Raw genomic sequence first — 25521 nt, 5'->3', positions numbered from 1 at the left:
ATGCACCAGGTGGGGAACTCGGCCGCCACTGCGCCGAACTCCTCTTCCAGGTCCTGACCGAACGCGAGGAGACCCTACTGGATGACGAGCGACGTGGAGTTCCCGGACGTACGGATCAACGTAGTGGCGGCGTTGGAGTCCCTTGCCGACCAGGGCCACCAACAGCGGGTCTGGCGGGACCGTATGCCCAGGGCGGACGACGGGGTGGACAACCTCGACCTGGTCGTGCATGTGCTCTTCGACGACTCACGGGTCCTGGACGACCCGGAGCCGCCGGTCGGGGAGGTACTGGCGTCCGCGCGCGAGGTGCGCGCCGCCCGGGAACTGGCCGAGGTACTGGGGAGGCTCATCGACGAACTCGGCGACGTGGGCGACGAGGTCTATCTGGCGTCGCAGCGGTGGCCGGCCGTCGTGACGGCGGCGCGAAGCATGCTCGAGGCGATGCGCGCCGACCGCTGAGGGAAGTGATCCCCGGGGGTCCAGGCCACCGCACGCGGTGGCCTGGGCTCGGAGCGGGCCGAACCGACCGGTGTTCAGGGCGCGGGCACCCAGGCCGTGGTCCCCAGCGTGTTCTCCGGGCCGATGTCGAGGTAGTCCGCCAGCCGCAGGGTGACGGCGTCCTGGCCCTTCTGCGGTGCGACGCGCAGATACACGCCGTGCTGGACCGCCATCCGCCAGTAGAGGGCCGCATGCGCGTTGTCGCCCGGGTTCAGCGTGAAGGGCTCAGGGCCGGGGTCGGCGGGCGCCATGGGCACCTTGTCCGTTCCCGCCACGCTGCGCACTCCGGTGATCGGGGCGCCCTCCTCGTCGAGGACCTGGGCGATGGCCGGGTAGCCGTTCACCTTGTACGGCCGCTTGCCGCAGTTGACGAGGGTCAGGGTCGTACCGCGCAGGCCCATGGCCGCGTCGACGGGTCCGGTGTCGAGGCGCAGGCCCGACGGCGGACAGCCGCGGCCCTGTTGCACCGGTACCGACTTCGAGGGCTCGGGCACTTCGATGACGAGGGGGTCCGGACTGGAGGCCCGGTCGGGGACGTGTGTCCGCCCGGGGTCGCGCTCGCGGTCGAGCTCGGCGGACAGGCCACACCCACTGGTGGCTGTCGCGACCAGACAGGCGAGGACGACCGGACGGACCCACTTCGCCCGGATGCCGACGGCGCGGGAACGGTCACCGCGCGGGGGTACGGCGACGGTGGAGGCACCGGCGCGCCTCGGACGCTCGGCGGCGGCTGCCGCGCCGACCCGTTTCGGGCTTGTCGCGATCACGGGCCGATCATGGCACGGAAGCCCGGCGGAGGGCGTCACCGCACCCGCCCTCGCGCCGTCACCAGGCCCGACTCGTAGGCGAATACGACGAGTTGGGCCCGGTCGCGGGCGGCCAGCTTCGTCATCGCGCGGCTGATGTGGGTCTTGGCCGTCAGGGGGCTGATGACCATGTGTGCGGCGATCTCCTCGTTGCTCAGACCACGCGCGGCGAGCGCCGTGACCTCGCGTTCGCGGCGGGTGAGGCCTTCGAGGCCCGGCGCCGTGGCCCGGTCGGGAGGCCTGGCCACGAACTCCCCGATGAGGGTGCGGGTCACCGAGGGCGACAGCAACGCCTCGCCGTGTGCGACGACTTCGATGGCCTGGAGCAGATCGGCGGGCTCGGTGTCCTTGAGCAGAAATCCGCTCGCCCCGGCCCGCAGCGCCTCGAAGACGTACTCGTCCAGGCCGTAGTTGGTGAGGATGACGACGCGTACCCCGGCGAGCGCCGGGTCGGCGGCGATACGACGGGTGGCCTCGATGCCCGTCATCACGGGCATCTGCACGTCGACCAGGGCGACATCCGGCAGCTCGGCGCGGACCAGGGCGAGCCCCTGTGCCCCGTCGGCCGCCTCGCCGACCACCTCGATCCCCTCCTCCGCGTCCAGCAGAGCGCGGAAACCGGCACGCATCAGGGCCTGGTCGTCGACCAGGGCGACCCTGATCAGGCGGTCCGTCCCGATCGGCGCGTCCGGGTCGCTCATCGCGCTTCCTCCGGTGTCTCCAGGGGCAGTTCGGCCCGGACCGAGAAGCCGCCCTCCGCGCGCGGGGCGGCCCGCAGGGTGCCGCCGAGGGCGGTGACGCGTTCACGCATGCCCGTGAGGCCGATGCCCGGGGTGGGCGGCCTGGACAGCCGGGCCGTCCCGTCGTCGTGCACACCGATCGTCAACTCACTTGAGGAATAGGCCATTTCGACCGTCACTTTGGCGGGGCCCGCGTGCCGGGCGGCGTTCGTCAGGGCCTCCTGGACGATGCGGTACGCGGCCCGGTCCACGGTCGCCGCGAGGGGGCGCTCCTCTCCGGTCACCCGCAGATCGACGGCGAGCCCCGCGGCACGGGCCCGCTCGACCAGCAGCGCCGGTGTGCCGGTCGGCTCATCGGTACGCAACACCTCCAGTGTGGCGCGCAGTTCACGCATCGCCTCACCGCCGGCCTCCTGGATGGCGAGCAGTGCGGGCGGCACCTCCTCGCCCCGCTTGCGCGCCAGATGGACGGCGACTCCCGCCTGGAGTTTGACGATCGAGATGCTGTGGGTCAGCGAGTCGTGCAACTCCCTTGCAATGCGCAGTCGTTCCTCGCCGGCACGACGCAATGCCGCTTCCTCGCGAGTCCGTTCGGCCTCCAGGGCGCGCTGTTCGGTCTGGCGCAGGTAGGCCCGCCAGTTGCGGTCGGCGAGGCCTGTGACCAGGGCGCACAGGAACCAGCCGGCGAGCAGCAGCGTCCGCTCCACCGCTTCCCTCGTCCCCGGCCCCGTCGCCACGAATCCGGCCAGGAACACGGCGCCCGCGAGCGCCGCGACGCCCCGGTGGCCGGCTCTGGCGGCCGTGTGCACCGCGCTCAGGACGGGAAGGGCGGACAGGGTGCCGGGGTGGGCGTGCACGACGTACCCCGTGGTGGTGGCGGTGGTGATCGCCAGTACGGCGCGCGGGGCATCGCGGTAGGCCGCCAGCGTCAGCGAACCGACGCCGATCAGGGTGTAGTCGAGGGGGGTGGTGCCGTCGCCGGACGCGGCCGCGGTCACCACGAGGGCGCCGACCACGGCCGCGAGGGTCACGTCGGCCGGACGTGTGCGGACGACCTGGTCGAACTGCATGTCCGGCACTCTATGCGGGCGTACCGGCCACCGCGTCAGCCCTGGGGACGGATCTCCGGCTACTCCCGTCGGAGTAGCCGGCACGGGGCACCGCGCCCACGGCGGCAGCCGGGATCACCCTCGGCCGTACGACGCCCGCGGCACCTCCTCCCGGCCATCGTCGACCGTGGTCGCCGGTCACCCGGCGACCGCCCGGTCCACTCAGGAGGCACCCATGGCCATGTCCCTCTCCACTCCCTTCCGTTACACCACCCCGCCGCCACGGAAGTCCGCCACCGGCGCGACCGCCGACGTCTACGCCCAGCTCGCCTCGGACTTCGGCATGGAGCGTCCGGCCACCTTCGTCGTCCTCTCCTCCGAGCCCGAACTGCTCACCGCCACATGGGCGTTGATGCGGGAGTCGCTGATCGCGGGCGAAGGCGACAGGACCGGGAAGGAACTCGCCGCGCTCGGGGTGTCGTTGGCCAACCGGTGCCCCTTCTGCGTGGACGCGCACACGATGCTGCTGCACGCCACCGGGGACCATTCCCTCGCCGAGGCGATCGCGCGCGGGGAGACACCTTCGGACGGGGAGCACGCACGTGTGCTGGCCTGGGGCCGGGCGAGCCGGAGGCCGGGAGCACCGGAGTTGACGCCGTATCCGTTCGCCGCCGCGCACGCTCCGGCGTACATCGGCACCATGCTCACCTTCCACTTCATCAACCGGATCGCGTCGGCGCTGCTGACCGAGAACCTGCTTCCGGGCAACGCGCAGCGGTTCCGGGCGGTACGGAGTCTGGGTGGGCGATCGCTGGCCAGGACCGTGCGCCGCCGGCCCGTACCCGGTGCGGGTCTCACGCTGCTCGACGCCCCGGGTCCGGGTCCCGACTGGGCGCGGGGCACCACCGTCGGCCCCGCGTACGCCGCCCTGCGCGACGCCGCCGGCGCGGGCGGAGGACTGCTCGACGAGGCGGACCGTGCCCTCGTACGGGAGACGCTCCGGGGATGGGACGGCGCGCATCCGTCGCTCGCGTGGGAGGAACTCCCGGACCGTTCGCGTCCCGGCGCGCGGCTGGCGCTGCTGGCCGCCCTCGCCCCGTACCGCATCACGGACGAGGACGTGACAGCCTGGCGCGAACCCGGTCATTCCGATCGCCACCTGGTGCGTCTCGTGGCCTACGGCGCGTTCGCGGCCGTCGACCGCGTGGAGCAGGCTCTCCCGGTCCGTGCCTCGAAGCGGTAGCCGTGACCGCGATGTGGCGGAATGACGGAATGCTCAGCGATCATCGAGGCGAATAAAGCAGACATCTTGCTACAGCATCAGTCAATCGCCGCCAAGGTGAGTCGCTGTCATCACACGGGCATGACGCCTGTCGGCCCTTCCGCACCACAGCGTCTCGTGTGACACTGGCGTCCCGTCCGCAGTGCGGACTCCTCCGCACCATCCCCCACGAGAAGTGCGCTTTGGGTTCTCTTCCTCTGCCGCTCGCGCTCGCCGCGCGCCTGTTGCCGGTCGCTCTGCTCGCCTCCGCGGGCTGGGCCCTGGCCGCGGGCCCGTCCGCAGCGACCCCCAACGCCGAGGACAAATCGACGCAGAAACAGACATCCGACGCTTCGTCGGCTCCTTCGGCGTCGGCTGCCGTCAAGACGTTCGCCGCCTCCCCCGCCCCTTGCGGCGGCATCCAGGTCGCCACGATCAAGTCCCTGGTCCCCGGCGCCAAGACGGCCGGCCAGGAGATCGCGTCGACCGACAAGGCGGTGCGTCGCACCTGCTCGTGGAACGCCTTGAAGGGCTTCGACTACCGCTGGCTCGACGTCTCGTACGAGATCAAGGACTCGGACGCCGCGGCGGAGAAGGCCTACAAGGACCGCGTCGCCGACAAGAGCGGAGGCGGGGCGGTGCCGGGTGTTGGCGACTCCGCCTACTCCGTGGTCAATCTCAGCACCGAGGACAAGCAGGAGACCCGTGAGGGCGTGGTGATCGTCCGGGCGTCCAACGCCCTGGTGGTCGTCACCTACAACGGCAGCGACTTCGAGACCAAGAAGGCGCCCGCCACCGACGAGATCAACAAGGGTGCCATCAAGGCGGCCAAGGAGGCGACGGCGGCCCTGAAGGGCGCCCAGAAGAGCTGAAGGACGGCCAGAAGAACTGACCGTCCTCCGGTCGCCGCCGTCAGACCGTGGTTCTGTCCTTTCCGCGCAGCAGCATCAGAACCACGTACAGCGCCATCGACGTGCCGAGGCCGACCGCCCATCCGTAGTCGGCGAGCGGTTCCAGTACCGGGACGGGCCGCCCGTCGATCAACGGGTGGAAGTCCGCGCCGCCGACGGCCAGGACGCCGCCGGTGACGAAGGCGGCCACGGCCCGCCAGTTCCAGCCGCCGTCGTACCAGTAGCGGCCGCCCGTGCGATACAGGTCGGCGAGGTCGAGCTTGGTGCGGCGCAGGATCCAGTAGTCGGCGATGAGGATGCCGGCGACCGTCCCCAGCAGACCGCCGACCAGCCCGAGCCAGGTGAAGATGTAGCCCTGGGGGTCCGAGTACAGCTTCCACGGGAAGATCAGCACACCCAGGACACAGGTGGCGAGCGCGCCGGCACGGAAATTGATCTTCCGGGGTGCGATGTTGGAGAAGTCGAAGGCCGGGGAGACCAGGTTGGCCGCGATGTTCACGGACAGCGTCGCGACCAGCACGGTGACCAGCGCGAAGAGGATGCCGACGACGTTGTCCGTCTTGGCGGCCAGCTGGACCGGGTCCCAGATCGCCTTGCCGTAGACGGCCTGCGAACCCGAGGTGACCATGACGGACAGGAACGCGAAGAGCGTCATGGTGGTGGGAAGCCCGAGCGCCTGCCCCCAGGTCTGCGCCTTCTGGCTCCTGCCGTACCGGGTGAAGTCCGGGATGTTCAGCGACAGGGTGGACCAGAAGCCGATCATGCCCATCAGCGAGGGCCAGAACAGCTTCCAGAAGTCACCGCCCCAGCCGAGCTTCGACGGCTGGTCGAGCAGGGGGCCGAAGCCGCCCGCCTTGTCGCTCATCCACCACAGCATCACGCCGGCACCGACGAGCACGAACGGCGCGGCCCAGTTCTCGAACCGGCGGATCGTCTCCATTCCCCGGTAGATGATGGCGACTTGGAGCGCCCAGAAGATCGCGAACGACAGCCACATGGTCCAGGCATGACCGCCGATCTCGGAGGCGTTGGCCCAGCCGTCGCCGAAGAGCTTGCCCGCGAGGAAGTAGATCGCCTCGCCGCCGATCCAGGTCTGGATACCGAACCAGCCGCAAGCCACCAACGCCCGTACGACAGCGGGGAGGTTGGCCCCGCGAATCCCGAAGGAGGCACGGGCGAAGACGGGGAAGGGGATGCCGTACTTCGGACCCGCGTGCCCGGTGAGCAGCATCGGGACCAGTACGATCAGGTTGGCGAGCGCGATGGTGAGGACGGCCTGCTTCCAGTCCATGCCGACGGCTATGAGACCCGAAGCCAGCGTCCAGGAAGCGGTGTTGTGGGCCATGCCGACCCACAGGGCCGAAAAGTTGTACGTGGTCCAGGTGCGCTTCTCGACCGGAACCGGCAGCAGGTCGTCGTTGGCGTAGGGGCCGGTGGGCGCGGGAGCGTCGGGGGCGATCTCCACCCGGCCGTCGGGGAGCGTGACTTGTCCGGCAGGCGGGCCGCCTGGGGAGACGATTTCTGTCATGAGCAGGCCAATCAAAGAGGAGTGACGGGAAAGGCCGTGCGGGGACGAACTCGGGGGGTGCGCGGGGGGCGCCCTGATCCCCTTCCCGGGACGGCGGGAAGGGGAGAATGAGGGGGTCGGCCTTCGGTTACTGCCCGTTGACGCCGGGGATGACCCGCGTTCCGTACGCGTCGATCGTGGCCTCCTGGGCGTCGTGCATGTCGTACACGGCGAACTGGTCGACGCCCAGCTCGCGCAGCGCGTTCAGCTTCTCGATGTGCCGCTCGGCCGTCCCGATCAGACAGAACCGGTCGACGATCTCGTCGGGCACGAACGCGGTGTCGGGGTTGTCGGCCCGTCCGTGGTGCGAGTAGTCGTAGCCCTCGCGGGCCTTGATGTACTCGGTGAGTTCGTCGGGAACCGCGGCCGAGTGCTCGCCGTACTTGGAGACCAGGTCGGCCACGTGGTTGCCCACCATGCCGCCGAACCAGCGGCACTGCTCGCGTGCGTGGGCGAGCGCCTCGGGCGAGTCGTCCTCGGTGATGTACGCGGGCGCCGCCACGCAGATCTTCACCTCGGCGGGGTCACGCCCGGCCTCGGCCGCCGCGTCCTTCACGGCCTTGACCATGTACTCGGTGAGGTAGAGGTCGGCGAGCTGGAGGATGAAGCCGTCGGCCTCCTCGCCGGTCATCTTCAGCGCCTTCGGGCCGTACGCGGCCATCCAGACCGGCAGTTCGGCACCCGGCCTGACCCACGGGAACCTGATGACGGTGCCGCCGAGGTCGGCCTCGTCGCCCCGGCCGAGGGCGCGGATGACCTTCATCGCACCGCTTATGCGGGCGAGCGTGTTGGGCTTGCGTCCGGCGACGCGCATCGCCGAGTCGCCGCGCCCGATGCCGCACACCGTGCGGTTGCCGTACATGTCGTTGAGCGTTGCGAACGTGGAGGCGGTGACCTCCCAGGTGCGGGTGCCCGGGTTGGTGACCATCGGGCCGACCGTCAGCTTCTCGGTGTTGGCGAGGATCTGACTGTAGATCACGAAGGGTTCCTGCCACAGCACGGCCGAGTCGAAGGTCCAGCCGTACGTGAAGCCGTTGGCCTCGGCCCGCTTCATCAGCTCGATGACACGGGAGGCCGGAGGGTCTGTCTGTAGGACGAGTCCGAAGTCCATTGGCGCCACTCCTGGTCGCTCAGAGAAGGTACTGACAGGTGGAACGGGGGGTGTAGACGCCGTGGCCCGCGCGCCCGGTGAACTCCCGGTCGGTGATGACCATTTCGCCGCGCGACAGCACGGTCTCGACCCGTCCGGTGACGCGCTTTCCTTCGTACGCCGAGTAGTCGACGTTCATGTGGTGGGTCTCGACCGACATGATCTGTTCGGCGTGCGGGTCGTAGATGACGACGTCGGCGTCGGCGCCCGGGGCGATGGTGCCCTTCTTCGGGTACAGGCCGAACATCCGGGCCGGTGTGGCACAGGCGATCTCGATCCAGCGGCGGCGGGAGATGTGCCCGTCGACGACGGCCTGGTGGAGCAGGTCCATGCGGTTCTCGACGCCGGGGAGGCCGTTGGGGATCTTCGAGAAGTCGCCGCGGCCGAGTTCCTTCTGGCCGACGAAGCAGAACGGGCAGTGGTCCGTCGACACGACCTGGAGGTCGTTGGTGCGCAGGCCCCGCCACAGGGCCGCCTGGTGCTCCTTGGGGCGGAGCGGCGTACTGCACACGTACTTCGCACCCTCGAAGTCCGGTTCCGCGAGGTTGTCGGTCGACAGGAACAGGTACTGGGGGCAGGTCTCGCCGAAGACGTTCAGACCCTCGTCGCGCGCGCGGGCCAGTTCGGCGACGGCCTCGGTCGCCGAGACGTGCACGACGTAGAGCGGGGCGCCCGCGACCTGGGCGAGCTTGATGGCGCGGTGGGTGGCCTCGGCCTCCAGCAGTGCCTTGCGCACCTCCCCGTGGAAGCGCGGGTCGGTCTCGCCGCGGGCCAGCGCCTGTTCGACGAGCACGTCGATCGCGATGCCGTTCTCGGCGTGCATCATGATCAGGCCGCCGTTCTCGGCGGAGCGCTGCATGGCGCGCAGGATCTGGCCGTCGTCGCTGTAGAAGACGCCCGGATAGGCCATGAACTGCTTGAAGGAGGTGACGCCCTCCTCGACCAGCAGGTCCATCTCCTTGAGCGTCTCCTGGTTCACGTCGGAGACGATCATGTGGAAGCCGTAGTCGATGGCGCAGTTGCCGTCCGCCTTGGCGTTCCACGCGTCGAGGCCCTCGCGCAGGGAGCGGCCGACGCTCTGGACGGCGAAGTCGATGATGGTGGTGGTACCGCCCCAGGCGGCGGCCCGGGTGCCGGTCTCGAACGTGTCGGAGGCGAAGGTGCCGCCGAAGGGCAGTTCCATGTGGGTGTGGGCGTCGACGCCGCCCGGGATCACGTACTTGCCGGTGGCGTCTATGGCGCGCTCGGCCGTCCACGACTCGGCCGCGGGCGTGCCCGACGCGGCGAGGGCGGCGATCCGGCCGTCCTCGATCAGGACGTCGGCGTGGATCTCGTCGGACGCGGTGATGACGAGACCACCCCGGATGACGGTACGGCTCATGCTCCCTCTCCTTCCGGTCGGGCGTGCGCTGAGGGGGTTGTGAGGCTGTCAGGGACTGAGGTCGGCACTGTTTCCTCGCGAGGAAGCTCGTGGGGCGGTTCGCGGGACGACCCGTGCGGACCACCGCGCCGCGGGTCCGGCGGCCCGATGCCCGGACCCGCGGCACGGGGCGTCACTAGTGCCGCGGCAGGCAATGTTTGCCCGTCAAGGAGCGGCGCCCGGTGCGTGCTCTCGGTGTGCCGGCCGGAAGTCCTCGTACTGGATGTACTTGGGCTTTCGGCCGGTGCGGCGAGTGGGGGTGCCCCCTGCTCGAAGAGCTTGGGGGAGCGTGCCGGGAGTCGCGACGGGGCGAACGTTGCCTGTCGCGGCACTAGGGCGCGGTCAGCGGCCCGTAGGCCCCCGGGGCGCGGTCGCGGTAGAACTGCCACCGGTCGCGGACCTCGCGGAGCTTGGCCATGTCCAGGTCGCGGACGACGAGTTCGCTCTCCTTGTCGCTCGCCACCTCGCCGACGAACTGGGCCTCGGGGTCCACGAAGTACGAGGTCCCGTAGAAGTCGTTGTCGCCGTACTCCTCCTGCCCGACCCGGTTGATCGCGCCCACGAAGTACTCGTTGGCCACGGCCGCGGCCGGCTGCTCCAGCTGCCAGAGGTAGCCGGACAGACCGCGTGAGGTGGCCGAGGGGTTGAAGACGATCTCGGCACCCGCGAGTCCGAGAGCCCGCCAGCCTTCCGGGAAGTGCCGGTCGTAGCAGATGTAGACGCCGATCCGGCCCACGGCCGTGTCGAAGACGGGCCAGCCGGAGTTCCCGGGCCGGAAGTAGAACTTCTCCCAGAATCCGGGAACTTGGGGAATGTGCGTCTTGCGGTACTTGCCCAGGTAGGAGCCGTCGGCGTCGATCACGGCCGCCGTGTTGTACAGGACGCCGGGCTGCTCCTCCTCGTACATCGGCAGCACGAGGACGAGGCCCAGTTCCTTCGCCAGCGCCTGGAAGCGCCGGATGATCGGGCCCTCGGGGATCTGCTCGGCGTACGCGTAGAACTCCTTGTCCTGGACCTGGCAGAAGTACGGTCCGTAGAACAGCTCCTGGAAGCACAGGACCTGTGCGCCCTGCGCGGCCGCGTCGCGGGCCGCCTGCTCGTGGACCTGGATCATCGATTCCTTGTCGCCGGTCCATGCGGTCTGGAAGACGGCGGCGCGGATCACTCTGCTCATCGGGACCTCCGGTCGCTCGGTGTGCGAGGAGACTAGAAAGCCCCGGCCCCTTCTTTGAGTTGCACCGTGTCACGTCCGAAGTGCTGTGCCGTTCCACGGTGTCACCTCCGCGTTCTCCCGTGTTTCAGCCGAGTGGTTCTGTGTTTCACCGCTGTTGCCCGCCGGGTCCTCACCGCTGTCACGGTCGCGTTCGGGTTCGGGTTCGCGTTCGGGTTCGCGTCGGGTTCGGGTTCTCAGGGCTGTCGCCGCCGCTCGGGCCCTCACCGCTGCTGTGCGTCGTGCGCGAGCAGGGCGATGTGGACGGACGCGGCCTGTTCGAAGTCGTCGAGGTCGACGCCGAGGCGGGCCTGTATGGCCTCGAGGCGGCGGTAGAGCGCGGGCCGGCTGACGTGGTGGAGCTGCGCCGTGCGCGACTTGTTGCGCCCGGTGGCGAGGTAGGTCCGCAGGACGGGCAGCAGCCGGGGATCCGCCCGCGGTCCGCACAGCAGCCCGTCGAGTTCGCGTTCCGCGAAGGACTGGACGTGCGGATCGTCCCGGAGCAGCCGGACGAGACCGCGCAGATGCACGTCACGCAGCCGGACCAGCGCGGGCCGGTCCTGGTCGGCGGGTGTGCCGGCGGCGGCCTCGGCGACGTGCAGGGCTTCCCGCAGTCCGACGGGCACGTCGTCCCAGACGGTACGAGCTCCGGCGGCGGACACGACCGCGGGGACCCCGGTCTCGTCCCGCAGCCGTACGGCGAAGTGCTCGGCCAGTGCCTCCGCGTCCTGGTCGCGCGGGAGGCTGAGCAGCACGGCGGTGGCTCCGTCGGACAGTTCGGCGACGAGCCCCGGCAGTCCCAGCAGCCTGAGCACACGGCCGAGTTGGGCCGGGTCGCCGTCGCGTACGACCAGCGGCACGAAGGTGCGGCGGTTCACGGGCAGTCCGGCGGCCCGCGCGCGCGGCAGGAGCTGGCGGGCCGGTACGACACCGCTCACCAGGTCGGTCAGCAGCCCCTGCGCGGACTCCTCCTCCCAGGAGTGGGCGGGGCCGCCGAGCATGCGGTGCAGGACCAGGGCCTCGGCGGCACGGTCGGCGAGGAGCCGCCCGGTCGCCGCGTCGCCCCGGTGGCCGCACAGCACCAGGCGGCCCCATCTCTCCCCCCGTCCGCCCAGTTCGGCGCGGATCCATCCGTCGACCTCGATGCCGCCCGCCTGCCGGGCGATACGGTCCCAGTCGCGCAGGACGTCGTCGACGGCGGAGCGTTCACCGGCGGTGGCGAGGACCCGGTGGGCGAGGTTGGTGACGACGACGGGGCAGGCGGCGTGCACGGCGATCTCGTCGAGCATGCGCTGGAGCGGGGCGCCTGTGGTGATCAGCCCGGTCAGCGCGGTGCGTACGGACTCGGAGAGGCTCACGGCCGCGAACTTGTGCCGTACCAGCCGGGACTGGACCTCCTCCGTCAACTCGGCGAAGGGGAACGGGCGGTGGAGTACCACCATCGGCAGCCCGCAGCGTTCGGCGGCCCGGCGCATCACGTCCGGGGGCGCCGGGAAGGCCCGGCCGAGACCGAGGACGACGGCCGCGGCCTCGGCCCGGTGCAGCGAACGGATGTACTCGGCCTGGGCGTCGGGGTCACCCGCGAGCAGCACCCCGGTCGTGAGCACCATTTCGCCGCCGCTGAGCATGACGCCCACATCGGCGGCCTCGGCGACGTGCACCCAACGGACGGACCGGTCCAGGTGGCCGGCACCGGCCACCACCTCGGGCTCTCCGGCGAGCACCCGGTCCAGGGCGAGGACCTGGCGTACCGACAGGGCGGGTTCCAGGGCGGTGGTCATGGCGGCGTTCCCCTTTGTCTTTGGCTCGGTTCGCCTCCGGAGCGCTGCGGCCGGTGTCGAGGACCCGACGCGCACCCGGTCCTTCGGGTCTTCGCGCGCCGGGGTCTTCGACACCGCCCGCCCCTTCGGCTCACCCGCCCTTGCTCACGATCCGTTACTGGGCCCGCCTCAGGGCGCGTTCCAGGATCGACGCGCCCTCCTCCGCCTCCGCGACGGTGAGGGAGAGCGGCGGGGCGATGCGCAGCACGCTGGTGTCGTGACCGCCGCCCTTGCCGATCAACAGGCCATCCTCGCGGGCCGCTTCGAGTACCGCCGCGGCCCCTTCGGGGTTCGCGCGGTCGGTACCGGGCCGCACCAGTTCGATGCCGATCATCAGTCCGCGCCCGCGCACCTCGCGGACACCGCCGAACTGCGCGGCGACCGCGCGGAGCCGTTCGATCAGCAGGCCGCCGACGCGCCGGGCGTTGCCCTGGAGGTCGTGTTCGAGGAGGTAGGTGAGATTCGCGAGCCCCGCCGCCATCGTGACCGGTGAACCGCCGAAGGTCGAGATGGAGTTGGAGTCCAGGCAGTTCATGATCTCGGCGCGGGCGACGACCCCGCCGACGGACATGCCGTTGCCGATGCCCTTGGCGAAGGTGAGCATGTCGGGCGGGCCGGAGGCGGCGTGGGCCTGCCAGCCCCAGAAGTGCTCGCCGGTGCGGCCCCAGCCCGTCTGCACCTCGTCGGCGATCCAGAGGATGCCGTGCTCCTGGAGCACGTCGCGGAAGGCTGCGTACAGGCCGTCGGGCGGAGCGGTGAAGCCGCCGACGCCCTGGATCGGTTCGGCGATCAGGGCGGCGGGCGGGCGGACATGGCCGAGCAGGTCCTTGAGGTCCTCGACGCAGGCGTCGATGAACGCGGCGTCGTCGAGGTCGGCGTAGGGGCCGCGGGTGCGGACGCCGCCGTGCACGTACAGCGTCTGGAGCGGCGACAGGGAGGTGGGTGACCAGCCCTTGTTGCCGGTGATCCCGACCGCGCTGAACGACCGGCCGTGGTAGCTGTTGCGCATGGCGAGGATCTGGTTGCTCTGCCGGTAGGCGGTGGCGAGCAGCAGGGCCGTGTCGTTCGCCTCGGTGCCGGAGGTGGTGAAGAAGACACGGGCGTCCGGGATCCCGGACAACTGGGCGACGCGCTCGGCGAGTTCGACCATCGGCCGGTTGAGGTAGAGCGTCGAGGAGTGGATGATCCGGCCGGCCTGCTCGCTGACGGCCTTCGTCACCTCGGGCAGGGCGTGCGCGGTCATCGTGGTGAGGATGCCGCCGAAGAAGTCGAGGTACCTGTTGCCGTCGGCGTCCCAGACGTGGCGGCCCTCGCCGTGGGTGATCTCGATCGGGTCCTCGTAGTACAGGGCGAGCCACTCGGGCAGGACGGCCTGGTGGCGGGTGTACAGGTCGGTCATGGCTGCACCAGCCCTTCGTAGGCGTCGGGGCGCCGGTCGCGGTAGAACGCCCACTGTTGGCGTACTTCCTCGATGAGGCCGAAGTCCAGGTCGCGGACGATGAGTTCCTCGGCCTTGTCGCTCGCCCTCTCGCCGACGAACTGTCCGCGCGGGTCGACGAAGTACGAGGTTCCGTAGAAGTCGTTGTCGCCGTACTCCTCCTGCCCGACCCGGTTGATCGCGGCGATGAAGTACTCGTTGGCGACGGCCGCCGCGGGCTGTTCCAGCTGCCAGAGATGGGCGGAGAGGCCGCGGGAGGTGGCGGAGGGGTTGTACACGAGCTGGGCGCCGTTCAGACCGAGCTGCCGCCAGCCTTCGGGGAAGTGCCGGTCGTAGCAGATGTAGACGCCGATCCTGCCGACGGCCGTGTCGAAGACGGGCCAGCCGAGGTTGCCGGGCTTGAAGTAGTACTTCTCCCAGAACCCCTTCACCTGCGGGATGTGGTGCTTGCGGTACTTGCCGAGGTAGGTGCCGTCGGAGTCGATCACGGCCGCGGTGTTGTAGTAGAACCCGGACTGCTCGACCTCGAACACGGGCACGACGATCACCATGCCGGTCTCGCGCGCGAGCTCCCGCATACGGGTGACGGTGGGCCCGTCGGGAACCGGCTCCGCCCAGCCGTAGTGCTCCGGCTCCTGGACCTGGCAGAAGTAGGGGGCGTTGAAGACTTCCTGGAACCCGATGACCTTGGCACCCTGCCGGGCCGCCTCGTGGGCGTGCTCCACATGTTTGGCGACCATGGATTCGGTGTCGCCGGTCCAGGTGGCCTGGACCAGGGCGGCACGTACGACGTTGCCCATGAGCTGCTCCTTCGACGGGACGTCAGAGAGCCTCTACGCCCGTAGACAAAGGCTGTAGAGGCTCGAAAGTAAGCCCCCCGGACAGCCTTGCCAAGACCATCGTCGTTAACCCGCTGAGTCGATCACGTTTCTGACCCTCACGGGTGAGTGACGTGGCCGGTGGAGCGGGAGGTACGGCCGATCGGAGGACCGGGCAGAGGACCGGGCGGAAAGCCAGGCGGAACGCCATGTGGAGCGAGCCAGTCGGCCGAATGGTGCGCCCCTGGCGCGCCCGTGTGACGGGCGTGACGGGCCTCCGCCCCGGACGGGTGTGACGGCCGACGCTCCGGGGCGGCGGCCGTCACGCCGTGAAGCCGGCCACGCGCAGGGCGTGGACCAGGTCCCACTGGCATTCGTCGGACACGCCCCGGGCCGCCCGCAGGAGAAGCGGTACGAGGCGCTGCGGGTCCGTCTCGGCGCTGCGGGCGGCCTCCTCCGGGGTCCGTACGCGGACGTACGCGTCGAGGAGAGCACTGATCTCGCGGCCGCGGCCCTCGTCGGCGAGGCCGAGGACGGCGGCCCCGATCTCCGGCGCGGGCCGGGTGACGCCCTGGCGCAGCATCTGCCTGCCGTCGGCGGTGCGGTCGGCGGCGGCGAGCGCGTCGGCGGCGGCGACCAGCCGGTCGGCGGGCAGCGAGGCCGCCTCCCAGAGCAGGGTGGCCCAGTCCGCGTCGAGGCCGGCGCGGTGCAGTTCGGCGGCGAGCAGGGGGAAGCGTGCGGGAGGCCAGTACGCGGCTTCGACGAGCACGGCGTGCGCCTCGCCGCTGCGGCCTTCGCTCCGCAGCCGCGTGAGCGTCGCGACGGCCTCGGCGGTGAGCCGCCGCGCGTCCTCGTCCCGCGGCTCCGCCCCGGCCACCGTCTCGGTGCCCGCCCCCGCGCGCGGGGGCGCGGACTCCTCGGCGGCTCCCGCGAAACGCGCGCCGCGGGGCGTACGCCGGCTCTGCGCGGGCGGGGCGGGCAGCACGGGACCCGACTCCGGCACCACCGCCTGCACGTCCGGCTCCGCCATCCCGGCGAAGCGCGCGCCCCCTCTGCGGCGGCGCTTGGAGCGCTTCACCGGATACTCGTCGGCGCCGGGCGGGGTCCTGTCATGCGTCGGAGCGGACACGGCCCCCCGGTCGTGGGCCCGCTGACCGCTCGAGGGGGGCTCTGCCGCTGGGGACCCGGGCTGCGCGTCATATCCGGGCGAGTGGTCCGCAGCCGGGGACAGGGGCTGCGCGTGGTGACCCGGCACGTGGCCGGTGGGCCGGGGCTCGGGCTCGGCGTCGTAGCCCGGCGAGTGGTCCGCAGCCGGGGGCCGAGGCTGGGCGTCGCGGCCCGGCGAGTAGTCCGTCGGCGGGGACAGGGGCCGCGCGTCGTGGCCCGGCATGTGCGCCGCGGGCCGGAACCGGGGCTGTGCGTCGTGGCCCGGTGCGTGGTTCGACACGCGGTTCGTCAGCGGGGACCTGGGTTCCGCCTCGCCGCCCGGCGCGCCCGTCTCCCGGCCGGGCCGGACACCTCCCGCTCCGTACGGATCCCCCGCGGGCAGGTCCCCGTCGAACCGGTTGCCTCCCGACGGATGCCGTTCGGGCAGGTGCCCCTCCGACGGGTCCGCCCGGTTCTCCGGCTGCGGCGTCCACACGCCGCCCCCGGCGGCCGGAGCCGGGAAACCCGGCGCGCTCCGCGCACGGGCCCGCAGGGCGTGGCGGTCGACGTTGTCCATGCGGTGGCGCAGTTCGGCGCAGCGGGCGGTGGCCCGTTCATGATCGTCCTGAGCCCAGGCGAGGTCCAGGCGGATCGCCTCGGCCTCCCCCCGGGAAACGACCGAGGGGAGCCGTCCGCTCAGTTCGGCCTGGCGTTCGGCGGCGTAGCGCTGTTCGCGGAGCATGACGTCCAGGCGGTCGCCGAGAGCCTCCCGGGCGCCCGGACGGACGTCGTACGCGGCCAGCGAGGCCTCGTACAGCGGGTGAGCCCGCGCCGTCTCCTGGGCGGCGGCACGCTCGCCGTACTGTGCGAGGACGTCCTGGAGCAGTGCCGCGACGACATCCCAGGGCGGCACCTCCTGGCCTTCGAGGCACGCTCGCATGCCCTCGGGGTCGCGTTGCCAGAAGACTCCGCACCAGCCGCCGCTCCGGTCGAGCCGCTCCACAAGCCCGTTGAGATACCGCGCGAACTCCAGTACCTGTTCCGGGAGTTGTCCTACAGTCATCACTCAACTCCCCGCCCGACGTGAGCACTTCGACCCGACAGCGAACACCAGTCGTGTTACGGATCGACTACGGGGAGTTTTCGGCGGGAACGCAGAGCCTTCCGCGAGGGGCGCACGGGCGCGCCCGACGTGCGCACGGGCGCGCCCCGGACGGGCAGATGGACGGGCAGATCGAGGAGCAGATCAACGGGCAACCGGACGAGCATCCGCGCGAACCGAAGACCGAGACCGCCCGCGCCTCTCCCCCGTCCCGCCCGGGCTCGTACGCACAGAGCGGCCCGGTACGCGCCGGAGGAGGATGCGCCACGCGTTCCGAAGCACGCCCGAGGACGATCCATCCGCGCCCCGGAGCACGCCCAAAAACCGTCCACCCGCACTCCGGAACGCGCCCGAGGACCGCCACCGGCGCTCCGGAACACTCCGGAACACTCCGGACGACGGTCCCCGCACGGCCTACCGGGCCCGCCCCCCGACCGCCCGCCCGGCCCCAGGCCGAAACAGCGGACCCCGGCCCGCTCTCAGATGCGACACGCCTCCACCGCCGCCGCACGGGGCAGCACGAGCCGGACGAGGGCGGCGACGCCTTCGTCGTCGTTGCTGGGCAGCACGATGTCGGCGGCGCGCAGGATGTCCTCGTGGGCGTTCTCGACAGCGGCGGCAAGCCCGGCCGCGCACAGAAGGCTCGGACTTCAGGCTCAGACCTCAGACCTCAGTACAGCTCAGGCAAAAGGCTGGTGCGACCGGCTCTCGGGCGGCACCCGTGCTGCCGAAGATGCCGGGCATGCCCGAGCGCCGCACCCACGACTACGGTCAGCCCGACGCCAGCTGTTCCGCTATCTCCTTGATCCAACCGGCGGTCTTCGCCGGGTCATTGAGGGTGTCCGCCCACGCGTCCGGTTCCAGCTTGTGGTTGGTGGGGCCTGATTTGAGGGCGATGAGGAGGGCCCTTGCGGATTCCCTCATCTCGGCCGTCGTGCTGCCGCTGCCTCGGATGTCGGGACCCGCCGCCAAGGCGTAGATCTCGCGCGCCATGGCCTGGCGTTCGCCCTTCGACACCTTCTGCCAGAACTTCAGGGCATGCTTCAGCGAATCATTGCGGGATGCGGCCTCCGCCGGGGTCTCGCCCTCCGGCGCCCAGTGCTCAGGGTGGCGGACCTCTTCGTAGCGCTTCGTGGCGGCGCGGAGCGCCTTGTACAGGGTGACGCCGAGGACGAGGCCGGCCCCGGCTCCGGCGAGGCCCCATCCGACCGGGTTGCTCGCCAGCCCGGCTGTTCCCGCCGCGACCGCCGTCACGACGCCGGCCGCGGCCTTGGTGGATTCGCCCAGCGCGCCGCCGACCGTCTCCTTGCCGATCTTGGTGAGTTGCTTCTTCTTCGCGTATTCCTGCACCGCGCTCAGCTTTTCCACGTCTCTCTCTGCGCGCTGGAGGCTCTCGGCGGCGTCACGGGCTTCACCCATCGCCTCCCAGGCGGCGTCGATGGCCTCGGAAACGAGCTCCAGCCGTCCCTCACCCTCGTGGTCCCAGTAGGCATCCAGCGCGACGTACGCCTCCGCCGCGGCCCAGTCGGCCTGCTCCCGTGACTCGTTCAGCCGGGCCAGTGACCCCGCTTGGACGAGACGGGGATCTCCGAGCGCCTTCACCTTCTGGTACTTGCGGGCCGCTCCCCCGACGCGGAAGGCTGCCCGTATTCCCTTGATCGCGCCGACGGAGGCGCTGGCGATACCGCTCGCCTCGGACGCCACCGCGGCGTCCGCCGCCTTCTGGAGCTTGGTCACCTCCTTGGCGATTCCGGCGCTGTAGCTTGCCGAACCGGCGGCTCCGATGACCGCGTCGGTCCCCTTGGTCTTGGCCTTCTTCTTCGCCGTGTGGTGGCCGGCCCCGGTCTCGTGCTTCTTGGCGTCCTGCATGTTCTTGTACGCGTCCATGCCATTGACCACGGTGCCGGCGACCTCCGTGAGGAGATTCCCCGACGCGGCGGAGGTCCCCGAGGCGGCGGCGGAGTGCTTGAGACCCTCGTTGGCCGTGGCGGCGGCCTGCTGGGTGAAGCCCGCGTTGGTGGGGGTCTGGACACCCTTGATGAAGGTGTCGATGGGCTCGAGGTTCTTCTTGAACCTGTCCAGGAGCCCGGCGATCTGGTCACGATAGTTCTTCTTCGCTCCGGCGGACGCGCCGCCGGACTCCGGCGCCTTCCCCTTCCCCTTGTCCGCGCCCCTGGCACGCTGCACCGCCGCGGTCGTGGCCCGGTTGCCGGCGCTGGACTGCATCTGGAGGAAGGCGTGCTCCCCCGAGTTTCCGGACGGACTCCCTCCCCGACGCTGCCGGGCCGACGTCGGGACGGCTGCGGACTGCCGTGTCGGGGTGCGGTGGACCGGGGTGCTCATGGACACTACCTCTCCTGCTGCCGGAACCAGGCGAGGCGAAGATAGCCAGCCACGGCCAACAGACGGAGTGCAGTGGGGAAACTCTTCGGGGATGCCGTGAAGCACATTGCGGGAGAACCGGTCCCGCGGGCTTCTCAGGCCGCCGGCACCAGCGCGCACCGCACGACGATCTCGTCCATCGAGAGCCCGAGGGCCCGCGCCAGGGCGGCGACCGTGAAGAAGGCCGGGGTGGGCGCGCGTCCGGTCTCGATCTTTCGCAGGGTCTCCGCGGAGATTCCCGCCACCCCCGCGATGTCCGCCATGCTGCGGCCGGCGCGGGCTTCGCGCAGCAGCCGCCCGAGCCGCTCGCCGCGTTCGTGCTCTTCGGGGGTCAGTGGGGTTCGCACCATGACACCATTCTAATACCGGTATAGTAATTGGCATGGTGGAACTGAAGACCGACACATCGATCGACGAGATGTACGCGGCCGGCCAGGTCGTGGGCAGGGCACTCACCGCGGTGCGCGAGGCCGCCGACGTGGGCGTCTCCCTGCTGGAGCTGGACGAGGTGGCGCATCAGGTCCTGCGCGACGCGGGCGCGACGTCGCCCTTCCTCGGCTATCACCCCTCCTTCGCGCCCACGCCCTTCCCCGCGGTCGTCTGCGCCTCCGTGAACGAGGCGATCGTGCACGGCATCCCGACGGGCTACCGGCTGCGCGACGGAGACCTGGTCTCCATCGACTTCGGCGCCGAACTGGGCGGCTGGGTGGGCGACTCGGCGATCAGCTTCATCGTGGGCAAGCCGCGCGCCGCCGACGCGCGGCTCGTGGAGACCGCGGAGCGTGCCCTGGCCGCGGGGATCGAGGCTGCCGTCGTGGGCAACCGCATCGGGGACATCGCGCACGCCATCGGCACGGTGTGCCGGACGGCCGGGTACGGGATCCCGGACGGGTTCGGCGGCCACGGCATCGGGCGCCGGATGCACGAGGACCCGGGCGTCCCGAACGAGGGCCGCCCGGGACGCGGGCTGCCGCTGCGGCGCGGCATGGTCCTCGCCATCGAGCCGATGCTCATCGGCGGCGGCACGGACGGTTACCACGCGGCCCCCGACGGCTGGACGCTGCGCACGAACGACGGCTCCCGTGCGGCGCACGCGGAGCACACGGTGGCCATCACGGACTCGGGTCCGCGCATCCTGACGGCGCGCTGACCGCTCGGGTCCCCGTCGGCCGCGGGGCAGGAGACGATTCCTGCCCCGCGGCACGAGTGCCGCGTACCGACGCCGGTCCCAGGTTCAGGACCGCCGAGGCCTGGCCATCGGACTCCGGGACGCGCGCCACGCGGGCCGCGCGGGCCACGCGGGCCACGCGGACCCTGGCCACACGGCCCCTAGGACGCGGGCCGCACGACCATGGCCGAGCCTCCGCCCCGCCGGACCTTCTCCGCCGCGGCCAGCCACGTGCCGTTCGCGAGTCGCTGGACGCCCGTGGCCGCGCCGATCTCCGGGTTGACCTTGAAGGAGTGGCCGATGGCTTCGAGCCCGGCCCTCGACGGACTGTCGTACAGGCCCGGTTCGAGCTCGGTCTGGGCGGCGTTGCGCTGGCTGGCGCGCGGCGCGGCGATCGCGTCGGCCAGCGGGAGTCCGCGGTCGACGAACTCGGTCAGTGTCTGGAGCACGGTCGTGATGATGCTCGCGCCCCCGGGTGAACCGAGCGCCACAACAGGCCTGTTGTGCCGGTCGAGGACGATGGTCGGCGAGATCGACGAGCGCGGCCGCTTGCCGGGACCGGGCAGATTGGGGTCGTGCACGGCCGGGTTGGCCGGCGCGAAGGAGAAGTCCGTCAGCTCGTTGTTGAGGAGGAAGCCGCGTCCCGGGACGGTGATCCCGCTGCCGCCGGTCTGTTCGATGGTCAGGGTGTAGGCGACGACGTTGCCCCACTTGTCGGCCACCGTCAGATGGGTCGTGTTCTCGCCCTCGTACGTCGTCGGGGCGGCCGTGCCGGCACTGCCGCAGGCGGCGGGACTGCTCGGGTCGCCCGGCGCGAGCGGGCTCGACAGCACCGCGTCGTCCTTGATGAGGCAGGCCCGGCCGTCCGCGTACTTCTGCGAGAGAAGCCCCTTTGCCGGTACGTCCTCGAACGCCGGGTCGCCCACCCAGCGGCCCCGGTCGGCGAAGGCGATCCTGCTCGCCTCGATGTAGTGGTGCAGGTACTGCGTCTCGCTCGCCTTCGAAAGGTCCGTCCCCTCCAGGATGTTGAGCGCCTCGCCGACGGTGGTGCCGCCGGAGGAGGAGGGAGCGATCGAGTAGACGTCCAGACCGCGGTACGAAGTCCTGGTGGGCGCCTGGCGCTTCGCCCCGTAGGCCGCGAGGTCCCTCAGGGACAGCTTGCCGGGCCGGGCGTCGTAGCCGGACGCCGGGTCCACGGGCGGCTTGTTCACGGTGCCGACGATCTCCCGGCCGAGATCGCCGGTGTAGAGCTCACGTGTGCCCTTCCTGCCCAACTCCTCGTACGTGCGGGCCAGATCGGGGTTCTTGAAGGTCGATCCGACGACCGGCAGCGAGCCGCCGGGCAGGAAGAGCTTCGCCGTGTCGGGGAAGTTCGCGAAGCGGGCCTGGTTCGACTCCGTCTGTGCGCGGAAGGTCGAATCGACCGTGAACCCGGAGCGGGCGATGCGCTCGGCCGGCTCCAGGACGCTGCCCAGACGTCTGCTGCCCCATGAGTCCAGAGCCGTCTGCCAGGTGGCGGGCGTGCCCGGTGTGCCCACGCTCAGCCCGCTGGTGACGGCGTCCGCGAAGGCGAGCGGCTTGCCGTTCTCCAGGAACAGCCCGGAGTCGGCGGTCAGGGGTGCCGTCTCGCGCCCGTCGATCGTATGCACCGTACGGGACTTGGCGTCGTAGTAGACGAAGTAGCCGCCCCCGCCGATGCCGGACGAGTAGGGCTCGGTGACGCCGAGGGCCGCCGCCGTGGCGACGGCCGCGTCGACGGCGTTGCCGCCCTTCTTCAGCACCTCGATGCCCGCGGCGGAGGCGTCGGCGTCCACACTCGCCACGGCACCTCCGTACCCGACCGCGACGGGCACCTTCGCGGCGGGCGCGGCCGTGCCCGCCGCCGGAGCCCCGGGCGGAGCCGCCGCACCCACCAATGCCGTCGCGGCCGAAACAGCCAGGACCGTCAGATTCCGTGCAAGAGGGCGTCGCATCAATACCTCCAGTCAACAGCCGTCTGCGCAGCGTAACTTCACCACGGTGACCACGTCAGGCCCCCTCGAACACGATTCCGTGGGCCCGCTAGCATGCGCGCACATGAATGACGACGTGCGCAACATCGTCCTCGGCCTCCTGGCCGCAGGCATCAGTGCCTCGCTCGGCTGGCTCGCCCGCACCTACCTGTGGAAGCGCAAGCTCCGTCGCAAGCAGGCGTTCTTCGGGCTGCCCGACAACTCCGAGTCGCTGCTCGTGGTGAACCGTGAGGCGGGCGGTACCGAGCTCACGGTGATGCGTCACGACGTGTTCGCGCTTCTCGAACTGTCCGCCCTGATCAAGGACTGCGGCGCGCACGCCCAGGTGATCGCGCACGACGCGACCCAGCAGGGCTTCGGCGAACGCACGGAGTTCTGCGTGGGCGGACCGGCGTCGAACCGGCGCATGGCCGCGCATCTGCAGTCCCTGCTGCCCGGCGTACAGGTCAACGTGGACTCCGGACGGGGACCCGACCGGGGCGCCTTCCAGATCGGCAGCGAGCGCTACCGCCTGGAGTCGGGCCAGGCCGAGTACGTGATCCTCGCCCGGCTCACCGCGGGCCAGAGCCGGGACGCGAGACCGGTCTTCCTCTTCTGCGGCCAGCGCGCGATCACCAACCAGGCCGCGAGCCGCTATCTCGCCCGCAACCACGCACGCCTCGCCCGCAAGCACGGCGGCAACAGCTTCGTCCTGCTCCTGAAGGTCGTGAACTCCCAGGCGTACGGCCCCGATGTCGTCGAGGTCGTCGCCGACGTCACCCGTGCCGCCCAGGCCCCGCTGCCGACGCCGCCGGCCCTGGACCCGGCGCCGGACCCGGCGTCCGACTCCGGCCAGGACGGGGAGGCCTCGCCGAAGCCGACCACGCCTCGGGCACGCCGGCGCACGTGACGCCCGGTTCGCCGCCACGACCGAGACGTGGGCGCTTTCCGGCCGTTCCCTGCGACCCACTCCGGCGAGGTTTGAACGGATGGAAATGAACACTTCAACAATCGTTACTCGCACGTAACTTACCGACGGGTTACTTCGAGTAAGCAGCCGCGGTTACCGTCGGGTCACCTTGCACTGACCAAGTGAGGAGTGACCCGTTGGGAAACGGTCGCAACCCCCTGCGCACTTCCGCCGTCGGCGCCGTCTCGGCGACGCTGATCGCCGCCGCGGGCCTGGGCCTGGCACCCGCCGCCCAGGCCGCCGACAGCTCGGGCGGTGTCCGCTTCGTCGACATCTCCGGCGACGGCGGCACCACCCTCAAGGCCAACGTCGTCACCCCCGCGGGAGCGGACGGCACCCGCGCCTATCCGCTCATCGTGCTGCCCACGAGCTGGGGCCTGCCCCAGGTCGAGTACCTCGCACAGGCCCAGAAGCTGGCGAACTCCGGCTATGTGGTCGTCAGTTACAACGTCCGCGGCTTCTGGCAGTCGGGCGGCGAGATCGACGTCGCCGGTCCCCGTGACACCGCCGACGTGTCCAAGGTGATCGACTGGGCTCTCGCCAACACTCCGGCCGACGCGAGGAAGGTGGGCGTGGCGGGCGTCTCGTACGGCGCCGGGATCAGTCTGCTGGCCGCCGCGCACGACAAGCGCATCAAGGCGGTCGCCGCCCTGAGCGGCTGGGCCGATCTGACCACGTCGATCTACTCCGGCCGCACCGAACACGTCCAGGCGGCCGCGCTGCTGGACGGCGTCGGGCACATCACGGGCCACCCCAGCGCCGAGACCCAGCAGGTGTTCAAGGACTTCTTCGGCTCGAATCTGTCGAAGGAGCAGGACCTGATCGACTGGGGGAAGAAACGTTCCCCCGAGACATACGTCGACCAGCTCGACAAGAACGGCCCCGCCGTCTTCATGGCCAACACCTGGGGCGACACGATCTTCTCGGCGAACCAGTACGCCAAGTTCTACGAGAAACTGACCGGGCCCAAGCGGCTGGAGTTCCGCCCCGGCGACCACGCCACCGCCGAGATCACCGGCCTGTTCGGGCTCCCCAACGACGTGTGGACCGACACCGGCCGCTGGTTCGACCACTATCTGGCGGGCAAGGACAACGGCATCGACGGCGAACAGCCGGTGCAGCTCAAGTCCCGTTCCACGGGCGGCTACGAGGGCTACCCGGACTGGAAGTCGGTCGGCGCGGCCTCGCGGAAGATCGCCCTGGAGGGCTCCACCAGGATCCGCGCGAACGTCGACTCGGGCGCGGACGGCGGGGTCATCTTCCTGTCCAGCATCCTCGACCAGCTCACCCGGATCCCGCCGATGGCCTCGATCCCGCTGCTGCCCCGTTACTGGACCGCGGTGTGGCAGTCGGAGAAGTCCACGGGCGTCCAGCGCGTACGAGGCACCGTCAAACTCCACACCACGGTCACCGGCACCAAGGAGAGCGGCACGTTCATCGCCTATCTCTACGACGTGGGCCCGCTCGGCATCGGCAAGCTGGTCAGCAACGCGCCGTACACCTTCCACGGGCGGACGCCCGGCGAGCCGTTCGGCGTGGACCTGGACCTGTTCTCCACGGCCTACGACGTCCCGGCCGGACATCGTCTCGCCGTGGTCGTCGACACGGTCGACCCGCTGTACATCGAGCACAACCCGTCCGGCGCGCAGCTGACCTTCTCCTCGCCGGAGCACGACCCGTCCTTCGTGTCGGTACCCCTGCGCGAGCAGTGATCTCCGGCTGGCGCCGGCCGGGCCTGGCCCTGTGAGCTGCTGCTCCCCCTACCATGTCGGGGCTGTGGGGGGGTACCCCACCCGGCAGCAGCGTCCCTGGTTCGGCCGGAGCCACGTCCACGGCCTCGGTCTCGGGACTGCGCCACTCCCGCCCGTACGCCCGTGGGGCGGACCAGGAGAGCGGCGCACACATCCCGATGCGGATCGGCGGGCTCGCCGTCACCACGGGGATGAACGGCAAATCGTAGTCGAGGATCGCCGCGATCAGCCTCCCGGGCCCGAGGAAGTCCTCGCGGGCGCGGAGCGCGGTCCTCTGCCGCGTGCCCGTCGCCGGCGGGATCGCCGCCGGTGCGGGCATCGGC

At 70.9% G+C, this 25521-nt stretch carries 21 protein-coding genes and 1 pseudogene; 6 read left to right on the top strand and 16 right to left on the bottom strand.

Annotation, left to right across the window (positions count from 1 at the left end; translation table 11 throughout):
• Positions 1 to 81 precede the first annotated feature (81 nt).
• Positions 82 to 459 carry an SCO4402 family protein gene (locus OG410_RS32875; protein WP_329302428.1) on the top strand — a complete coding sequence of 126 codons (378 nt, stop codon included), beginning with the start codon at positions 82 to 84 and terminating at the stop codon, positions 457 to 459.
• A 74-nt stretch (positions 460 to 533) separates the two neighbouring features.
• Here the strand turns inward: OG410_RS32875 and OG410_RS32870 are convergent, their stop codons facing one another.
• From OG410_RS32870 to OG410_RS32860, 3 genes are read right to left on the bottom strand one after another with little or no spacing between them, the layout of a single operon-like run.
• A complete protein-coding gene (locus tag OG410_RS32870) occupies positions 534 to 1265 on the bottom strand; it encodes a DUF4232 domain-containing protein (RefSeq protein WP_329302427.1) in 732 nt (243 codons plus the stop codon).
• A 35-nt stretch (positions 1266 to 1300) separates the two neighbouring features.
• Positions 1301 to 2005 carry a response regulator transcription factor gene (locus OG410_RS32865; RefSeq protein WP_329302426.1) on the bottom strand — a complete coding sequence of 235 codons (705 nt, stop codon included), beginning with the start codon at positions 2003 to 2005 and terminating at the stop codon, positions 1301 to 1303.
• Positions 2002 to 3114, bottom strand: coding sequence for a sensor histidine kinase (locus OG410_RS32860; protein WP_329302425.1), 1113 nt, complete (start codon positions 3112 to 3114; stop codon positions 2002 to 2004). The genes OG410_RS32865 and OG410_RS32860 overlap by 4 nt, the downstream gene beginning before the upstream one ends.
• A gap of 214 nt (positions 3115 to 3328) precedes the next feature.
• Between OG410_RS32860 and OG410_RS32855 the strand changes: the two genes are divergently transcribed.
• On the top strand, positions 3329 to 4336 hold the full coding sequence (locus OG410_RS32855; RefSeq protein ID WP_329302424.1) for a carboxymuconolactone decarboxylase family protein: 1008 nt from the start codon (positions 3329 to 3331) through the stop codon (positions 4334 to 4336).
• A 221-nt stretch (positions 4337 to 4557) separates the two neighbouring features.
• Positions 4558 to 5226, top strand: a complete 669-nt coding sequence (locus tag OG410_RS32850; protein ID WP_329302423.1) for a hypothetical protein — start codon at positions 4558 to 4560, stop codon at positions 5224 to 5226.
• 40 nt (positions 5227 to 5266) lie between these two features.
• Here the strand turns inward: OG410_RS32850 and OG410_RS32845 are convergent, their stop codons facing one another.
• From OG410_RS32845 to OG410_RS32800, 11 genes are all read right to left on the bottom strand, one after another.
• A complete protein-coding gene (locus OG410_RS32845; RefSeq protein ID WP_329302422.1) occupies positions 5267 to 6793 on the bottom strand; it encodes an NCS1 family nucleobase:cation symporter-1 in 1527 nt (508 codons plus the stop codon).
• A gap of 127 nt (positions 6794 to 6920) precedes the next feature.
• Entirely contained in the window at positions 6921 to 7943 is a 1023-nt protein-coding gene (locus tag OG410_RS32840) for a TIGR03842 family LLM class F420-dependent oxidoreductase (protein WP_329302421.1), read from the bottom strand.
• Between the two features lie 19 nt (positions 7944 to 7962).
• The gene (gene hydA / locus OG410_RS32835; RefSeq protein WP_329302420.1) at positions 7963 to 9363 is read right to left on the bottom strand and encodes a dihydropyrimidinase; all 1401 of its coding nucleotides are present in this window, start codon (positions 9361 to 9363) and stop codon (positions 7963 to 7965) included.
• 370 nt (positions 9364 to 9733) lie between these two features.
• A complete protein-coding gene (locus OG410_RS32830) occupies positions 9734 to 10576 on the bottom strand; it encodes a nitrilase-related carbon-nitrogen hydrolase (RefSeq protein WP_329302419.1) in 843 nt (280 codons plus the stop codon).
• 260 nt (positions 10577 to 10836) lie between these two features.
• Entirely contained in the window at positions 10837 to 12393 is a 1557-nt protein-coding gene (locus OG410_RS32825; RefSeq protein WP_329302418.1) for a PucR family transcriptional regulator, read from the bottom strand.
• A 154-nt stretch (positions 12394 to 12547) separates the two neighbouring features.
• The gene (locus OG410_RS32820) at positions 12548 to 13831 is read right to left on the bottom strand and encodes an aspartate aminotransferase family protein (RefSeq protein WP_329302417.1); all 1284 of its coding nucleotides are present in this window, start codon (positions 13829 to 13831) and stop codon (positions 12548 to 12550) included.
• Complete coding sequence (locus OG410_RS32815; RefSeq protein ID WP_329302416.1) at positions 13828 to 14670, bottom strand: nitrilase-related carbon-nitrogen hydrolase; 843 nt, start codon at positions 14668 to 14670, stop codon at positions 13828 to 13830. Before OG410_RS32815 ends, OG410_RS32820 begins: the two co-directional genes overlap by 4 nt.
• Before the next feature lie 340 nt (positions 14671 to 15010).
• Positions 15011 to 16897, bottom strand: coding sequence for a hypothetical protein (locus tag OG410_RS32810; protein WP_329302415.1), 1887 nt, complete (start codon positions 16895 to 16897; stop codon positions 15011 to 15013).
• A 518-nt stretch (positions 16898 to 17415) separates the two neighbouring features.
• Positions 17416 to 17574, bottom strand: coding sequence for an HAD hydrolase family protein (locus OG410_RS42675; protein ID WP_443063924.1), 159 nt, complete (start codon positions 17572 to 17574; stop codon positions 17416 to 17418).
• Positions 17575 to 17707: 133 nt separating this feature from the next.
• The gene (locus OG410_RS32805; RefSeq protein ID WP_329302414.1) at positions 17708 to 19279 is read right to left on the bottom strand and encodes a hypothetical protein; all 1572 of its coding nucleotides are present in this window, start codon (positions 19277 to 19279) and stop codon (positions 17708 to 17710) included.
• Between the two features lie 134 nt (positions 19280 to 19413).
• On the bottom strand, positions 19414 to 19668 hold the full coding sequence (locus OG410_RS32800) for a helix-turn-helix domain-containing protein (protein ID WP_328446574.1): 255 nt from the start codon (positions 19666 to 19668) through the stop codon (positions 19414 to 19416).
• A 32-nt stretch (positions 19669 to 19700) separates the two neighbouring features.
• Here OG410_RS32800 and map point away from each other — a divergent pair, with 32 nt between their 5' ends.
• On the top strand, positions 19701 to 20468 hold the full coding sequence (map, locus tag OG410_RS32795) for a type I methionyl aminopeptidase (protein WP_329302413.1): 768 nt from the start codon (positions 19701 to 19703) through the stop codon (positions 20466 to 20468).
• A 179-nt stretch (positions 20469 to 20647) separates the two neighbouring features.
• On the opposite strand, the gene ggt is transcribed toward map, so the two are convergent.
• Positions 20648 to 22459: a gamma-glutamyltransferase gene (ggt, locus tag OG410_RS32790; RefSeq protein ID WP_329302412.1), complete on the bottom strand. Its 1812-nt coding sequence runs from the start codon at positions 22457 to 22459 to the stop codon at positions 20648 to 20650.
• Between the two features lie 103 nt (positions 22460 to 22562).
• Here ggt and OG410_RS32785 point away from each other — a divergent pair, with 103 nt between their 5' ends.
• The gene (locus OG410_RS32785; protein ID WP_329302411.1) at positions 22563 to 23387 is read left to right on the top strand and encodes a hypothetical protein; all 825 of its coding nucleotides are present in this window, start codon (positions 22563 to 22565) and stop codon (positions 23385 to 23387) included.
• A gap of 197 nt (positions 23388 to 23584) precedes the next feature.
• Positions 23585 to 25159 (top strand): alpha/beta fold hydrolase, encoded by a 1575-nt coding sequence (locus OG410_RS32780; protein WP_329302410.1) that lies wholly within the window; start codon positions 23585 to 23587, stop codon positions 25157 to 25159.
• 76 nt (positions 25160 to 25235) lie between these two features.
• Here OG410_RS32780 and OG410_RS32775 read toward each other — a convergent pair.
• Positions 25236 to 25451 (bottom strand): annotated as a pseudogene (locus tag OG410_RS32775) (amino acid ABC transporter permease); the annotation flags it as partial.
• Between the last annotated feature and the right edge of the window lie 70 nt (positions 25452 to 25521).

Source organism: Streptomyces sp. NBC_00659, from assembly GCF_036226925.1.
GTDB lineage: Bacteria > Actinomycetota > Actinomycetes > Streptomycetales > Streptomycetaceae > Streptomyces.
This window is presented reverse-complemented; position numbering and strand designations above follow the sequence as displayed.

Excerpts from the sequence above, each read along its gene's own strand:
- OG410_RS32875 (WP_329302428.1), top strand. The coding sequence starts at position 82 with ATGACGAGCGACGTGGAGTTCCCGGACGTACGGATCAACGTAGTGGCG.
- OG410_RS32865 (WP_329302426.1), bottom strand. The coding sequence starts at position 2,005 with ATGAGCGACCCGGACGCGCCGATCGGGACGGACCGCCTGATCAGGGTC.
- OG410_RS32860 (WP_329302425.1), bottom strand. The coding sequence starts at position 3,114 with ATGCAGTTCGACCAGGTCGTCCGCACACGTCCGGCCGACGTGACCCTC.
- OG410_RS32855 (WP_329302424.1), top strand. The coding sequence starts at position 3,329 with ATGGCCATGTCCCTCTCCACTCCCTTCCGTTACACCACCCCGCCGCCA.
- OG410_RS32845 (WP_329302422.1), bottom strand. The coding sequence starts at position 6,793 with ATGACAGAAATCGTCTCCCCAGGCGGCCCGCCTGCCGGACAAGTCACG.
- OG410_RS32840 (WP_329302421.1), bottom strand. The coding sequence starts at position 7,943 with ATGGACTTCGGACTCGTCCTACAGACAGACCCTCCGGCCTCCCGTGTC.
- hydA (WP_329302420.1), bottom strand. The coding sequence starts at position 9,363 with ATGAGCCGTACCGTCATCCGGGGTGGTCTCGTCATCACCGCGTCCGAC.
- OG410_RS32830 (WP_329302419.1), bottom strand. The coding sequence starts at position 10,576 with ATGAGCAGAGTGATCCGCGCCGCCGTCTTCCAGACCGCATGGACCGGC.
- OG410_RS32825 (WP_329302418.1), bottom strand. The coding sequence starts at position 12,393 with ATGACCACCGCCCTGGAACCCGCCCTGTCGGTACGCCAGGTCCTCGCC.
- OG410_RS32820 (WP_329302417.1), bottom strand. The coding sequence starts at position 13,831 with ATGACCGACCTGTACACCCGCCACCAGGCCGTCCTGCCCGAGTGGCTC.
- OG410_RS32815 (WP_329302416.1), bottom strand. The coding sequence starts at position 14,670 with ATGGGCAACGTCGTACGTGCCGCCCTGGTCCAGGCCACCTGGACCGGC.
- OG410_RS32810 (WP_329302415.1), bottom strand. The coding sequence starts at position 16,897 with ATGACTGTAGGACAACTCCCGGAACAGGTACTGGAGTTCGCGCGGTAT.
- OG410_RS32805 (WP_329302414.1), bottom strand. The coding sequence starts at position 19,279 with ATGAGCACCCCGGTCCACCGCACCCCGACACGGCAGTCCGCAGCCGTC.
- OG410_RS32800 (WP_328446574.1), bottom strand. The coding sequence starts at position 19,668 with ATGGTGCGAACCCCACTGACCCCCGAAGAGCACGAACGCGGCGAGCGG.
- map (WP_329302413.1), top strand. The coding sequence starts at position 19,701 with ATGGTGGAACTGAAGACCGACACATCGATCGACGAGATGTACGCGGCC.
- ggt (WP_329302412.1), bottom strand. The coding sequence starts at position 22,459 with ATGCGACGCCCTCTTGCACGGAATCTGACGGTCCTGGCTGTTTCGGCC.
- OG410_RS32785 (WP_329302411.1), top strand. The coding sequence starts at position 22,563 with ATGAATGACGACGTGCGCAACATCGTCCTCGGCCTCCTGGCCGCAGGC.